The sequence below is a fragment of the Kitasatospora sp. NPDC040550 genome, assembly GCF_055594965.1.
In genome coordinates this window covers 33,280-47,224 of the sequence record NZ_JBVIWC010000023.1, presented here as the reverse complement: position 1 = coordinate 47,224, position 13,945 = coordinate 33,280, and the positions used below count along the sequence as shown (strand labels likewise).

The following is a 13,945-nucleotide window of genomic DNA, read 5'->3' as shown; positions in this document are numbered from 1 at the left end:
GGACCCGCGGACCCGCGGCCGAACGCCACACCGGAGCACACTCGCGGACCCGTACGCCGAGGAAAAGACCCCCCCCCCACCCCCCCCCCACCCCCCCACCCCCCCCCCCCCCCCCCCCCCGCCCCCCCCCCCCCCCCCCCCCCCCCCCCGGGACCGTTTACCGTCCGCCACCCCGCACGCCGTATGGTGAGTCCCATCATGGCTTCGAAGACATTCGAGGAGCTCTTCGCCGAGCTCCAGCAGAAGGCCGCCACCGGCGACCCCTCGTCCTCCCGTACCGCGCAGCTCGTCCAGCAGGGCGTCCATGCGATCGGCAAGAAGGTCGTCGAGGAGGCCGCCGAGGTCTGGATGGCCGCCGAGTTCCAGTCGGACGAGCAGACGGCGGAGGAGATCTCGCAGCTCCTCTACCACCTTCAGGTGATGATGATCGCCCGTGGGCTGACGCTCGACGACGTCTACAAGTACCTCTGAACCGCTCCCGACAGCACCCCTCCCCGAACAGGTAAGGAACCGACTTCCCATGCTGCGCATCGCCGTCCCCAACAAGGGTTCTCTCTCGGGTCCCGCGGCGGAGATGCTCCATGAGGCCGGCTACCGCCAGCGGAAGGACCCGAAGGAGCTCGTCCTCGTCGACCCGAACAACGAGGTCGAGTTCTTCTTCCTCCGCCCGCGCGACATCGCCGTCTACGTCGGCTCCGGCCGCCTCGACGTCGGCATCACCGGCCGCGACCTGCTGCTGGACTCGCACTCCAACGCGGAGGAGGTGCTCGCCCTCGGCTTCGCCGGGTCGACCTTCCGCTTCGCCCGCCCCGAGGGCGTGGACGTCAAGGACGTGCAGGGCCTGGAGGGCCTGCGGATCGCGACCTCCTACACCGGCCTGGTCGAGCAGCACCTGGCCGACCACGGCGTGACGGCGACGGTCACCAAGCTGGACGGCGCGGTCGAGACCGCGGTGCAGCTGGGCGTCGCCGACGTGATCGCCGACGTGGTGGAGACCGGGACCAGCCTGCGCAACGCCGGCCTGGAGGTCTTCGGTGAGCCGATCCTGGTCTCGGACTCCGTGGTGATCCGCCCCAAGGGCGCGGGTGAGGACGCCCGGGTGGAGCAGTTCCTGCGCCGCCTCCAGGGCGTGCTGGTGGCCCGCCGCTACGTGCTGATGGACTACGACATCCGGGCCGAGAAGGTCGGCGCCGCCGTGGCGCTCACCCCCGGCCTGGAGTCGCCGACCGTCTCCCCGCTGCACACCGAGGGCTGGGTGGCCGTCCGCTCGATGGTGCTCCGCAAGGAGGCCCAGCAGATCATGGACGACCTGTGGGGCATCGGCGCCCGGGCGATCCTGGTGACCAACATCCACGCCTGCCGCCTCTGACCTGCCCGCACGGCTGACCTGCCCGCACGGCAGAGAGTAAAGAACGGTTCAATAGGGGCGGGGACGCCGACCGGCGTCCCCGCCCCTTCGCCGTCGCAGCGGTCCCCATCGCCACGACCCGTCACGACCCGTCACGGCCGTCGCGGCCGCCACGACCCGTCACGGCCGTCACGACCCGTCATGATCCAGACCCACCGGAGACCCCACGTGTCCACGCCGCCCGTCGAGTTCCCCGTCACCTGGGCGCCCCGGCGCACCCGCGCGGTGCTGCTGCCGGTCTGCGCCGTGCTCGTGGCGCTGTTCGTGGTGCTGGCGGTGCTGCTCCCGGCGAACTGGCAGCTGAACGACCGGATCATGATGGTCGCCAGCGGCGTGCTGTTCGCCGCCGTCGGCCTGATGCTGGCCCGCCCCCGGGTGAGCGCCGACGCCGAGGGCGTGACGGTGGTCAACTTCGTCCGCAGCCGCCGCCTGTCCTGGCCGGAGATCGTCCGGGTCAACTTCCGCCAGGGCGACCCGTGGGCCACCCTGGACCTCGCCGACGGCACCTCGCTGGCCGCGGTCGGCATCCAGTCCGGCGTCGGCAAGGAGCGGGCGATCGCGGACGCCCGCGCGCTGCGTGACCTGGTCGAGCACCACGCCCAGGTCTGACGCCGGACCCCGGACCCGGCCCCCGTCCGGGGGTCCCGGCGGGTCCGAACACGCTTCCTACCGTCGCGCCGGTATGGTCTACGCTGGTAAAAGCGGGGCAAAACTTCTGTCCCGCCCCAGCACCACCTGTACCGCACCGACCAGAGGAGTGACACTCCCCCTCGATGGACGATCCGTCCGGTAGTACCTGCGCCGCCTCGCTTCCGACCCCCGGAAGGCAGGCGGCACTGTGATCACCGCCTGGCTGCTGTTGCTCGCGGCCCTGCTCCTGATCCTCGCCAACGGCCTCTTCGTGGCCGCCGAGTTCGCCTTCGTGACCGCCGACCGCGGCGCGGTGGAACGTTCCGCCGAAGCGGGCGACGTCAAGTCCCGCCGGGTCTCCCGGGCCCTGCGGCACCTGTCCTTCGAACTCTCCGGCGCCCAGCTGGGCATCACCGTCACCTCGCTGGTGGTCGGCATGCTCGCCGAGCCGGCCCTGTCGACCCTGCTCTCGCCCGTGATGTCGGGCATCGGGGTGCCGGACTCGGCCGCCCGCGGCGTCGCCGTGGTGGTCGGCATGGTGCTGGCGACCGTCGTGCAGATGGTGATCGGCGAGCTGGTACCCAAGAACTGGGCGATCTCCCGCCCGCTCCAGGTGGCCCGCGCGGTCGCCGCCCCGCACATGGCCTTCTCCTTCGCCTGCCGCCCGCTGATCAGCTTCCTGAACGGCGCCGCGGACCGCACCGTCCGGGCCTTCGGCATCGAGCCGCAGGAGGAGCTGGAGCACGCCCGCACCCCGGCCGAGCTGGTCTCGCTGGCCCGGCACTCGGCCAAGGCCGGCGCGATAGACGAGGAGTCGGCGACCCTGTTCGTCCGCACCCTCGGCCTCGGCGAGCTCACCGCCGAGTCGGTGATGACCCCGCGGATCGACGTCGCCGCCCTCCAGCGCGACGCCACCGCCTCCGACGTCATCAACCTGACCCGGGCCACCGGCCTGTCCCGCTTCCCCGTCTACACCGACACCGTGGACGAGATCACCGGCATCGTGACGCTCAAGGACGCCCTCGCCGTCCCGGCCGCCCGCCGCGGCCTGGTCCGGGTCGCCGAGCTGGCCTCGCCGCCGCTGCTGGTGCCCGAGACCCTCCCCGCCGAGCGGCTGCTGGACCAGCTGCGCCGCCTCCAGCCGATGGCCATCGTGGTCGACGAGTACGGCGGCACCGCCGGGGTCGTCACCGTCGAGGACATCGTCGAGGAGATCGTCGGCGAGGTGCAGGACGAGCACGACCCGGAGGACCACCCCGACCTGCTCCCGCTGCCGGCCGTCGACGGCCTGCCCGCCTGGGAGGCGGACGGCCGAGCCCGGCTCGACCAGCTGGAGGCGATCGGCCTGAACGCCCCGGACGGCCCGTACGAGACCCTGGCCGGTCTGGTCTCCGACCTGCTCGGCAAGCTCCCCGCGGTGGGTGAGCAGGCCGAACTGCCCGGCTGGCGGCTCACCGTGACCGGCGTCGACCGGCACCGCACCAGCCAGGTCCGGCTGGAGCGCACCAGCGCGCCCGGCCGGTTCGGGGAGAACGGGGAGGGCGTCCGATGACCGTGCTGCAACTCGCCGTCGCCGTGCTGCTCCTGCTCGGCAACGCCTTCTTCGTCGGCGCCGAGTTCGCCGTCGTCTCGGTGCGCCGCAGCCAGATCGAGCCGCTCGCCGAGGCCGGGCACAAGCGTGCCCGGACGGTGCTGCACGCGCTGTCCAACGTCTCCGCGATGCTGGCCGCCGCCCAGCTCGGCATCACCGTCTGCTCGCTGGGCCTCGGTGCGCTCGCCGAGCCGACCATCGCCTCCCTGCTGGAGGGCCCGTTCCACGCGATCGGCGTCCCGTCCGGCCTGATGCACCCGCTCTCGTACGGGATCTCGCTGGCCCTCGTGGTCTTCCTGCACATGGTGCTGGGCGAGATGGTGCCGAAGAACATGGCGATGGCCGGCCCGGAGCGGGCCGCGCTGCTGCTCGGCCCGCCGCTGGACCGGCTGGCCCGCTGGCTCGCCCCGGTGATCCGGGCGCTCAACGCCTGCGCCAACGGCGTGCTGCGGCTGTTCCGGGTGGAGGCCAAGGACGAGGTCGAGTCGGTGTTCACCACCGAGCAGCTGATGTACCTGCTGGTCGACTCCCGGGACGCCGGACTGCTCGACGAGGACCGCCAGGAACGCCTGGAGGACGCCCTGGAGCTGGGCCGCCGCCCGGTCACCGACGTCCTGCTGCGGCCCGAGCAACTGGTCACCGTGGACCCGAAGGCGACCGCCGCCGAGGTCGAGGAGCTCGCCCTGCGCACCGGCTTCTCGCGCTTCCCGGTCACCGACGGGGACCCGGCCGGCCACGGCTACCTGGGCTACCTCCACCTCAAGGACATCCTCGACGTGGACGACCCGTCGGAGCCCGTCCCGGCCCGGCTGTGGCGGCCGATCACGGTGCTGCGCGGCAGCCTCCCGCTGGACGACGCCCTCGGCGCGATGCGCCGGGCCACCTGCCACCTGGCCGCCGTGCTGGACCAGGACGGCCGCACGGTCGGCGTGGTGATGCTGGAGGACGTCCTGGAGGAACTGGTCGGCGAGATGCACGACCCGGACCACCGGACGACCGCCTAGCCCCCTGGAAGCTGTGGAAGCCGCGGCAGCACGGGAAGCCCTGGAAGTCAGGGCAGCACGGGAGGACCCCGGTCCGCCGACGGTCTGTCCGCCGACGGTCTGTCCGCCGAGGGCGAATCTGCCCACAGCAGGCAACGGTTCCCATGCCGGCCACCCCGGAGGAGGGTGGTCGGCATGAGACTGCTGCTGCTGGGCGGAACGAAGTTCGTCGGACGGGCCGTCGCCGAGGAGGCGCTGGCCAGGGGATGGGAGGTGACGGCCCTCAACCGCGGCACGCAGCCCGCGCCCGAGGGCGTCCGGGTGCTGCGCGGCGACCGCACCGCCGAGGACGGCCTCGCCGCACTCGGCACGGGGGAGTGGGACGCGGTGGTGGACACCTGGTCCTGGGCCCCGGTGGCGGTGCGCGACAGCGCCCGGCGGCTGAACGGCCGGATCGGCCACTACGCGTACGTCTCCAGCCGCTCGGTGTACGACCACCCGCTGCGCGCCGGGGCCGACGAGACCGCACCGGTGGTCGACTCCGCCCCGGACCTCACCGGCGAGGTGGGCTACGCGGAGGCCAAGCGCGGCGCCGAACTGGCCCTGGAGGCGGAGTACGGCGGGCGCGCCCTGCTGGTCCGCGCCGGACTGATCCTCGGCCCGTACGAGGACATCGGCCGGCTGCCCTGGTGGCTGAACCGGATCGCGCGGGGCGGCCCGGTGCTCGCCCCGGGCCCGCGCGAGCTGCCGCTGCAGTACATCGACGGCCGCGACCTGGCCGCCTGGACCCTGGACGCGGTGGCGGCCCGGCTGGGCGGACCGTACAACGTGGTCAGCCCGGCCGGGCACACCACCATGGGCGGGCTGCTGGAGGCCTGCGTCGGGGCCACCGGCTCGGACGCCGAGCTGCGCTGGACGGACCCGGAGCGGATCCTGGCGGCCGGTGTGCAGCCGTGGACGGAGCTGCCGGTCTGGCTGGCGCCCGGTGAGCTCTACGACTTCCTGCACGGCGCCTCGGTCGCCCGCGCCGTCGACGCCGGGCTGCGCTGCCGCCCGGTCGCCGAGACCGTAGAGGACACCTGGGCCTGGCTGCGGTCGATCGGCGGCGAGGCCCCGCAGCGCGCCGACCGGCCGGGCGTCGGGCTCGACCCGGAGCGCGAGGCGGAGCTGCTCAAGGGCTGAGGCCCGGAGGGGAGCCGGTCGTCAGCCCCGGCCGTCGATCAGCTCCCCGTACGCCTGCACCAGGTCCGGCAGCCGCAGCGTCGCCAGGTCCTCCCGGCCCGGCGGCACGCGCAGCAGCGAGAGCCGCAGGTCCCGGTAGGCGCAGGACTTCTCGTACAGGGTGCGGATGAACCGGCCGTTGCCCAGCTCGTCGATCCAGCCCTCGCGCACCACGTGGGTGCAGATGCTGGCCAGCTCCTCGGCCGCGTCCTCGTCCCAGCCGTCGCCGTCCCGGCCGGCCAGTGCCGCGCCGATCGCGGTCAGCTCGTTCGGCCGGTAGCTGGGGAAGTCGACCCGGGTGGTGAAGCGGGAGTTGAGGCCGGGGTTGGTGGCGAGCAGCCGGTTCATCCCCTCCGGGTAGCCGGCCAGGATCACCACCAGCCGGTCCCGGTTGTCCTCGGCCCGCTTGAGCAGCACCTGGAGCGCCTCGTCACCGTAGGCGTCGCCCTTGGTGTAGCCGGAGTTGGAGAGGCTGTACGCCTCGTCGATGAACAGCACACCGTCCAGTGCGGAGTCGATCAGTTCGTTCGCCTTGACGGCGGTCTGGCCGAGGAACTCGCCCACCAGGTCCGCGCGTTGGGCCTCCACCAAGTGGTCGCCGGAGAGCAGTCCGAGGGCGTGGAAGACCCGGCCGAGGATCCGTGCCACGGTGGTCTTGCCGGTGCCGGAGGGGCCGGAGAAGACGAAGTGCCGCTTCGGCGGCTGGACCGGCAGCCCCTGCTCGGCGCGCAGTCGCGACATTCTCAACTGGGCCGACAGCGCCCTGACTTGGCGCTTGACCGGCTCCAGGCCGACCATCAGCGAGAGTTCGGCCAGGGCCGCGTCCAACTCCCGCTCGTTGCCCGCGGCCCGGGGCGGCGGAGCGGCGGCCGTGCGGGGCTGGGCCTCGCCGCGCACCGGCAGCGGCGGGGGCGGCGCGGCGGGGCCGGCCGGGGCGCCCGAGCCCGAGCGTTCACCGGCCGTCCTGGGTGCGCCGTCCGCCGGGGCGGTGTCCGGTTCCGGTGCGGTGAGCGGGCCGTCCACGAGGGTCGCGTCCACCGCGGGACCGCCGCCGACCGGGGTGGTGCCGGTGCCGAACTCGGTGTCGTAGAGCGGCCCTTCGGCGTAGCCGGGGTCGTCCTGGTAGCCCGTTCCACCGCCCGCCCCGGCGCCGTCCGGGCCCGCGCCGTCGAGCCCCGTGCCGTCCAGCCCGGTACCGTCGAGGCCGACGCCGTCGAAGCCTGTCCCGTCGAGCCCGACGCCGTCCGGGCCGGTCCCGTCCAGCCCGCCCGAACGCCCGTCCGCGAGCAGCCCGTCGGCGAGCGAGTCCTCGGCCGAGATGGCCGCCAGCCGGGCCGAGGTGTCCATGAACGCCGGGTCCGCCCGGTGCACCGCCCGGTAGAGCGGCAGCGCCGCGGCACTGCGCCCGGCCCCCTCGTAGGCCCGGGCCAGCCAGTAGCGCAGCTCCTTGCGCTGCGGCTGCTCGGAGCGGCAGCGGGCCAGCGAGGCGGCCAGCGGGGCCTGTGCCTGGGCGCACATGTCCAGCCGCACCCGGGCCATGCCGGCGAAGAGCCCGGCCTCGATGCCCAGCAGCGGGTCGTCCAGCAGCCGGTCGGTGTCCCGGATCAACTGCTCCCAGTCCTTGAGCAGGTAGGACCGGCAGGCGTACAGGAACTGCGCGGACGGGTCCTCGCTGGGGGCCGGGCACTGCTCCAACGCCCGGTCCAGCTCGGCCAGGTGGCGGCCGTCCAGCCAGTGCGAGGCGTGCGCCAGCGCGAGGTCGCGGGCGTCCTCCAGCACCGGCTGCACCCACCAGCCCAGCCAGTACCAGGAGCTGAGCGGGCGGCGGTGCAGCCGACGTTGCTCGCCGAAGCGGCTCTGGTTGCGGTACATGGCGAGCAGGGCGGCCGAGGTGTCGCTGCGCAGGGCGTGCAGGCCGAGCCAGGCGTCGGCCATGCCGGGGTCCAGCCGGACGGCCGCCCGGAACTCCTCCTCGGCCCGGGCGTAGGCGCCGGCCGTGTAGGCGTCCATGGCCCGCAGCCAGGCCCGGTCGGCGAGCCGGTCCGGGCCGCCCGCCGTGCTGTCGGAACTGTCGACCGTCGTCACTCACGCCCCCCGCGGTGTGGCCCGGGGCTCGGCCGGCGGATCGCCTGTGCGCAGCCGGGCCGGTGGTCGTCGAGCCCCCGGGGCGCATATGCGCCTACCGGGAATCGTACCGGCGCGGGGCTGATCCGGAAGGGTGCCGCACAGGGTCAAATGCGATCGCGCACACGGTGGTTGGGCGGCCGGATGGCCGAAAAACCGCTGACCGGCGGGCTGGGGGAGGGGACCGGACGGCGCTCCCGGCTCACGGGGGAACAAGTCGGGAGCGCCGGGTCCGAAGCGGCCGGAACGGTGGGTTCCGGCGACTGGGGAGAACCTAAGTCCTGGTGATGTCGCAGGTCAAGGGCTTAGTTGAAGGTTCACCGACGGTGCTCGACGCGATCCGTCCGGTCACCCCGTCGACCCTGGTGGCGGCGTGCGGACGGCTCGGGTCGGCGGCGAAGTGCGCCGCCTCCGCGCGGGCCCAACCGGCCCAGAACGCGGCGAGTTCCGGCCCGTCCCGCTCCTCGCCGCGCCGACGGGCCGCAGCGGCCTCCAACTCCATCCAGATCACCCGGGCCAGCCAGGGCCGTACCTCGCGGCGCCCCGCGCCGACCCCCTCCACCAGCACCACCGGGGCGAGCGGCACCCGGGCGGTGCCGGCGAAGCGGCGCAGCGTCCAGTCGTACACCCGGTGCTCGGCGTCCCGACCGGCCGCCAGCGGCTCCAGCACCTGCTCGCGCAGCCGACCGGTCCAGCCGAAGAGCTCGGTGTGGGTGGCCAGGTCGTCGAGGTGGACCACCGGTGCGCCACCGAGCGCCGCCGCCAGCCGCCCGGCGAAGGTCGTCTTGCCGGAGCCCGCGTGCCCGTCCACCGCGACCAGCCGCACCGGCCCGCAGGAGGGCGGCAGTGCCCGCAGCTCCCGGGCCAGCCCGGCCAGCGCATCGGCCCCGCCGGCCGGCGCGTCGGCCCCGTCGGCCTGCCCGTCGAGCCCGCTGGGCCCCTTGATTCCGTCGGGCCCGGCCGGCGGGGAGCCGGGAACGGGCGGACGGGGGGAGCGAGCGGTTCCGGATGCAGCCACAACGTCAACCCTACGGTGCCGTAGCCCACCACTGCGGACAGATCATCTGTGCAGGTCGTGACGGCAGCGCGGGTTTCGGGCATACTCGCCTTCGCCACGCCTGTGAACGGCCGTTCACCGCAACCCGGTGCCGGTCGGGCCGACCTGCCACACCCGCGCCGGACCACCCGCCACCCCGGGCCGGCGCCCGATCGAGGAGGCGACCCTCGCCATGACCCCGTCCCCCGTGAAAGCCGTGGAGCGCCAGCTGCCCAGCGAGGAGGCCCGCGAGCTGCTGAGCCTCACCCGGGACCTGGTCCAGCGCGAGCTCCAGCCGCGCGCGGCGGAGGACGAGGCCGCGGACCGCTTCCCCCGGGAGGTCTTCCGCACCCTCGGCGAGGCCGGCCTGCTCTCCCTCCCGTACGACGAGAAGTACGGCGGCGGCGAGCAGCCCTACGAGGTGTACCTCCAGGTCCTGGAGGAGCTGGCCGCCGGCTGGCTGGCGGTGGGCCTCGGGGTCAGCGTGCACACGCTGTCCTGCCACGCGCTGGCCACCTTCGGCAGCGACGAGCAGCGCGAGAAGTGGCTGCCCGGCATGCTCTCCGGCGAGCAGCTCGGCGCCTACTGCCTCTCCGAGCCGCAGTCCGGCTCCGACGCGGCGGCCCTGCGCACCCGCGCCGACCTGGACGGGGACGAGTACGTCGTCAACGGCACCAAGGCGTGGATCACCCACGGCGGTCAGGCCGACTTCTACAGCGCCCTGGTGCGCACCGGGGTGGACGGCCCCAAGGGCATCAGCTGCCTGCTCGTGCCCGGCGCCCAGCAGGGCCTGTCGGCCGCGCCGCCGGAGCACAAGATGGGCATGCGGTCCTCGCCGACCGCCCAGCTGCACTTCGACGGTGCCCGGGTGGCCCGCGAGCGGCTGGTCGGCGAGGAGGGCCAGGGCTTCCAGATCGCGCTCGCCGCGCTGGACTCCGGCCGCCTCGGCATCGCCGCCTGTGCCGTCGGCGTCGCCCAGGCCGCGCTCGACCTCGCCGTCGACTACGCCCGCACCCGGCGCCAGTTCGGCCGCCCGATCGCGGACTTCCAGGGCCTGTCCTTCATGCTCGCCGACATGGCCACCCAGATCGAGGCCGGGCGTTCGCTCTACCTCGCCGCCGCGCGGCTGCGGGACGCGGGCCGGCCGTTCTCCAAGGAGGCGGCGATGGCCAAGCTGTTCTGCACCGACGCCGCGATGCGGGTGACCACCGACGCCGTCCAGGTGCTCGGCGGCTACGGCTACACCCAGGACTTCCCGGCCGAGCGCTACATGCGCGAGGCCAAGGTGCTGCAGATCGTCGAGGGCACCAACCAGATCCAGCGCCTGGTGATCGGCCGCCACCTCACCAAGGGCTGAGCCGAAGCGGGCCCGGACCCCGGACCCCGGCCCTCGGGCCGGGCCAACGGCCGGGTCCCGGAGCCCGGTTCCGAAGTCCGGCCCGAGGGCCGAGGCCTCCCCGATACGGCTCCCGGTCGTCACTCCAGGGTGCGGAGTGACGACCGGGGGCGATTCTCTGACTAGGCGTCAACTCGCCCGCCGCCGAAGGGAATCAGCGCCGCGCGAGCCGCCGGCGCTGCTCCGGGATGGTGGCCAGCGGGACGGCCGAGGCGATCTGCCGCCCGGCCTTGGCCGGGGCGCCGGCGCCCCCGCCCGCGCTGCGCACCGGGCGGTGCACCAGCGCGTGCGAGAACGGCTGGGTGCGCCAGTCGAGTCCGCTCGGGAGCTTGAACAGCGCCTCGAACCCGGTCGGTTCGGCGTCCTCCCGGATCTCCGCCTCGGCCAGGTCGTCGGTCAGGGTGCCCGAGCCGGGGCAGATCGCGGGGGCGAAGGGGTTCCAGGCCGTGGGCAGCAGCGCGTGCTGCGGCAGCCGCTCCTCGTCCGCCACCAGCGCGATCGGGCGGCGGCACTCGGGGCAATGGACCCGGAAGATGTCCCAGGTCTCGGCGTCGCCGGGGTCGGTGCCCGGCGCGTGGTCGACCGCGAGGTCGTCGCGGCCGGTCAGATCGTCGGTCTCGTCGAGAGCCAGCGCGCGCTGGTCGGTAGCAGGCATGGAGATCCCCCTAGGATCGGGCCCGGCGTGGTCGCTCTGGGGCCACAACCAGCACTTCCCTCCGACTCGGGCTCATAATCCTGCGGAGTTGCGCACCGTGATGCACCGGGTGTGTCCTTGGCCACACCGCCCGCCACATTCACCAGGCACATGCCCGTGCGACACCTGCGGTCCGACCCCGGGCAACCACCGTGCGCCCCCCGTGCTCCCCGAGCGGGTAGGTTTGCGCACCGTGGAGGATCTCGACCAACGCATCGTCCAGCTGCTCCTAGAGGACGGCCGGATGAGCTACACGGACCTGGGCAAGGCCACCGGCCTGTCCACCTCGGCGGTGCACCAGCGGGTGCGCCGCCTCGAACAGCGCGGGGTGATCCGCGGCTACACCGCGATCGTCGACCCCGACGCCGTCGACCTGGCGCTGACCGCGTTCATCTCGGTCAAACCCTTCGACCCCAGCGCCCCGGACGACACCCCGGAGAGACTGGCCGGCCTGCCGGAGATCGAGGCCTGTCACAGCGTCGCGGGCGACGAGAACTACATCCTCAAGGTCCGGGTCGGCGCCCCCGGCGACCTGGAGGACCTGCTGGCCCGGATCCGCAGCGCCGCCGGAGTGTCCACCCGCACCACCGTGGTGCTCTCCACTCCCTACGAGGCACGACCCCCGAAGATCTGAGCGCGAACCGGCGGGGTGCAGACTTGGGCGCATGACCGAACGCACCTCCCGGACCGTCCTGCTGCGCGGCGGCGCCGTCTACAGCCCCGCCGACCCCTTCGCCACCGCGATGCTCGTGGAGGGCGGGCACATCGCCTGGGTCGGCAGCGACGGCGCCGCCGAGGCGTACGCCGCGACCGCCGACGAGATCGTCGAGCTGGACGGCGCCCTGGTCACCCCCGCCTTCGTGGACGCGCACGTGCACGCCACCGCCACCGGCCTGGCGCTCACCGGACTCGACCTCACCGGCAGCCCCTCGCTGGCCGCCGCGCTGGCCGCCGTCACCGCCTTCGTGGCGGCGCGGCCGGAGCCCGACGGGGTGCTGATCGGCCACGGCTGGGACGAGACCGGCTGGCCCGAGGGCCGCCCGCCCACGCTCGCCGAACTCGACGCGGCCGCCCGCGGCGCGGCGCTCTACCTCTCCCGGACGGACGTCCACTCCGCGCTCGCCACCACCGCGCTGCGCACCCTCACCGAGGACCTCGCCGAGCGCCCCGGCCACCACGCCGACGGCCCGCTCACCAAGGACGCCCACCACGCCGTCCGGCAGACCGCGCTGGCGCACCTCACCCCCGAGCAGCGCGGCCGCGCCCAGCGCGCCACCCTGGCCCGCGCCGCCGAGCTCGGCATCGGCGCCCTGCACGAGTGCGCCGGCCCGGAGATCTCCTCCGAGGCCGACCTGGCCGCCCTGCTGGAGCTGGCCGCCGAGGGCGAGGGCCCCGAGGTCTTCGGCTACTGGGGCGAGCTGGGCGGCACCGAGACCGCCCGCCGGCTCGGCGCGGTGGGCGCCGGCGGCGACCTCTTCGTGGACGGCGCGCTCGGCTCGCACACCGCGTGCCTGCACGCCCGGTACGCCGATGCCGAGCACACCGGCACCGCCTACCTGACCGCCGAGCAGGTCGCCGACCACGTCGCCGCCTGCACCGAGGCCGGGCTGCAAGCCGGATTCCACGCGATCGGCGATGCGGCGCTCGCCGCCGTGATCGAGGGCGTGCGCGCGGCCGGCGAGCGGGTCGGCGCCGACCGGGTCAAGGCGCTGCGCCACCGCGTCGAGCACGCCGAGGCCCTGGACGACGAGGCGATCGCGGCCTTCGGCGAACTCGGCCTCACCGCCTCCGTCCAGCCCGCCTTCGACGCCGCCTGGGGCGGCCCGGACGGCATGTACGCCCAGCGCCTGGGCGCCGAGCGGGCGGCCGGTCTCAACCCGTACGCGGCCCTGCTGCGGGCCGGTGTCCCGCTGGCCTTCGGCTCGGACGCCCCGGTCACCCCGCTCGACCCCTGGGGCACCGTCCGCGCCGCGGCGTTCCACCGGACCCTGGAGCACCGGATCTCGGTCCGTGCCGCCTTCACCGCCCACACCCGCGGCGGCTGGCGCGCGATCGGCCGCGACCACGACGGCGTGCTGGTGCCGGGCGCGGTCGCCAACTACGCGCTCTGGGCCGCCGACGAGCTGGTCGTCCAGGCCCCGGACTCCCGGGTGGCGGGCTGGTCCACCGACCCGCGCTCCGGCACCCCCGGCCTGCCCGACCTCACCCCGGGCCACGAACTCCCGCTCTGCCTGCGCACGGTGGTCCGCGGCCGCACCGTGTACGAGCGGTAGGACGGTGCACGGGCGGTAGCGGTAGGACCGCGCACGAGCGGTAATCGGGGTGATCGGAGGGCGGTCGCCCTCGTAGGGTGCCGACCATGACCGAGATCGTCCCCGCCGACTTCTCCGTCCCGCGCGAGCTGCTCGCCCCGGAGTTCCGCCTGGAGCCCCTGGGCGAGCAGCACAACGCCTCCGACCACGCCGCCTGGACGGGCAGCATCGAGCACATCCGCGCCACCCCCGGCTGGGCCGGCCGCGGTTGGCCGCCCGCCGACGGCATGCCCCTGGCGGACAACCTCGCCGACCTGCGCCGGCACGCCGCCGACTTCGAGGCCCGCCGGGGCTTCACCTACACCGTCCTGGAGCCGGACCGCGGCGAGGTGATCGGCTGCGTGTACATCTACCCGGACCGCGAGGACGCCTCCCTGGTCTCGGTCAGCTCCTGGGTCCGCGCCGACCGCGCCGAGCTGGACGCCCCGCTGTACCGCGCCGTCTCCGCCTGGCTCACCGACCACTGGCCGCTGGGGCGCTTCCGCTACACGGAGCGCTGACCCCCCCGAACCGGCCCACCACCCTGACCTCACGCGCCCGCGACGTTCCG

13 protein-coding genes are annotated in these 13,945 nt (G+C 74.4%); 10 read left to right on the top strand and 3 right to left on the bottom strand.

Annotated elements, in window-relative coordinates; genetic code table 11:
• Positions 1-198: 198 nt before the first annotated feature.
• The 6 genes from ACZ58X_RS29180 to ACZ58X_RS29155 all read left to right on the top strand — a co-directional run bounded on the left by ACZ58X_RS29180 (position 199) and on the right by ACZ58X_RS29155 (position 5,794).
• On the top strand, positions 199-471 hold the full coding sequence (locus tag ACZ58X_RS29180) for a phosphoribosyl-ATP diphosphatase (RefSeq protein WP_097238956.1): 273 nt from the start codon (positions 199-201) through the stop codon (positions 469-471).
• Between the two features lie 49 nt (positions 472-520).
• Positions 521-1,369, top strand: coding sequence for an ATP phosphoribosyltransferase (gene hisG, locus ACZ58X_RS29175; protein ID WP_387933582.1), 849 nt, complete (start codon positions 521-523; stop codon positions 1,367-1,369).
• Between the two features lie 180 nt (positions 1,370-1,549).
• Complete coding sequence (locus tag ACZ58X_RS29170; protein ID WP_470336572.1) at positions 1,550-2,017, top strand: PH domain-containing protein; 468 nt, start codon at positions 1,550-1,552, stop codon at positions 2,015-2,017.
• Positions 2,018-2,246: 229 nt separating this feature from the next.
• Positions 2,247-3,590, top strand: coding sequence for a hemolysin family protein (locus tag ACZ58X_RS29165; protein WP_470336571.1), 1,344 nt, complete (start codon positions 2,247-2,249; stop codon positions 3,588-3,590).
• Positions 3,587-4,633: a hemolysin family protein gene (locus tag ACZ58X_RS29160; protein ID WP_470336570.1), complete on the top strand. Its 1,047-nt coding sequence runs from the start codon at positions 3,587-3,589 to the stop codon at positions 4,631-4,633. Before ACZ58X_RS29165 ends, ACZ58X_RS29160 begins: the two co-directional genes overlap by 4 nt.
• 174 nt (positions 4,634-4,807) lie before the next feature.
• Entirely contained in the window at positions 4,808-5,794 is a 987-nt protein-coding gene (locus ACZ58X_RS29155) for an NAD-dependent epimerase/dehydratase family protein (RefSeq protein WP_470336569.1), read from the top strand.
• A 21-nt stretch (positions 5,795-5,815) separates the two neighbouring features.
• Here ACZ58X_RS29155 and ACZ58X_RS29150 read toward each other — a convergent pair whose 3' ends face one another.
• Both ACZ58X_RS29150 and ACZ58X_RS29145 read right to left on the bottom strand, forming a co-directional pair.
• Positions 5,816-7,843 (bottom strand): AAA family ATPase, encoded by a 2,028-nt coding sequence (locus ACZ58X_RS29150; protein ID WP_470336689.1) that lies wholly within the window; start codon positions 7,841-7,843, stop codon positions 5,816-5,818.
• Positions 7,844-8,231: 388 nt separating this feature from the next.
• Positions 8,232-8,834 carry a uridine kinase family protein gene (locus ACZ58X_RS29145; protein WP_470336688.1) on the bottom strand — a complete coding sequence of 201 codons (603 nt, stop codon included), beginning with the start codon at positions 8,832-8,834 and terminating at the stop codon, positions 8,232-8,234.
• A gap of 352 nt (positions 8,835-9,186) precedes the next feature.
• Here ACZ58X_RS29145 and ACZ58X_RS29140 point away from each other — a divergent pair, with 352 nt between their 5' ends.
• Positions 9,187-10,350, top strand: a complete 1,164-nt coding sequence (locus ACZ58X_RS29140; RefSeq protein ID WP_470336568.1) for an acyl-CoA dehydrogenase family protein — start codon at positions 9,187-9,189, stop codon at positions 10,348-10,350.
• Between the two features lie 193 nt (positions 10,351-10,543).
• Here the strand turns inward: ACZ58X_RS29140 and ACZ58X_RS29135 are convergent, their stop codons facing one another.
• Complete coding sequence (locus ACZ58X_RS29135; protein WP_470336567.1) at positions 10,544-11,044, bottom strand: hypothetical protein; 501 nt, start codon at positions 11,042-11,044, stop codon at positions 10,544-10,546.
• 232 nt (positions 11,045-11,276) lie between these two features.
• Between ACZ58X_RS29135 and ACZ58X_RS29130 the strand changes: the two genes are divergently transcribed.
• The 3 genes from ACZ58X_RS29130 (at position 11,277) to ACZ58X_RS29120 (ending at position 13,895) form a co-directional block, all read left to right on the top strand.
• On the top strand, positions 11,277-11,717 hold the full coding sequence (locus tag ACZ58X_RS29130) for an Lrp/AsnC family transcriptional regulator (protein ID WP_218200145.1): 441 nt from the start codon (positions 11,277-11,279) through the stop codon (positions 11,715-11,717).
• A 31-nt stretch (positions 11,718-11,748) separates the two neighbouring features.
• Complete coding sequence (locus ACZ58X_RS29125) at positions 11,749-13,356, top strand: amidohydrolase (RefSeq protein WP_470336566.1); 1,608 nt, start codon at positions 11,749-11,751, stop codon at positions 13,354-13,356.
• 86 nt (positions 13,357-13,442) lie between these two features.
• Positions 13,443-13,895, top strand: a complete 453-nt coding sequence (locus tag ACZ58X_RS29120) for a GNAT family N-acetyltransferase (RefSeq protein ID WP_470336565.1) — start codon at positions 13,443-13,445, stop codon at positions 13,893-13,895.
• Positions 13,896-13,945: the final 50 nt, after the last annotated feature.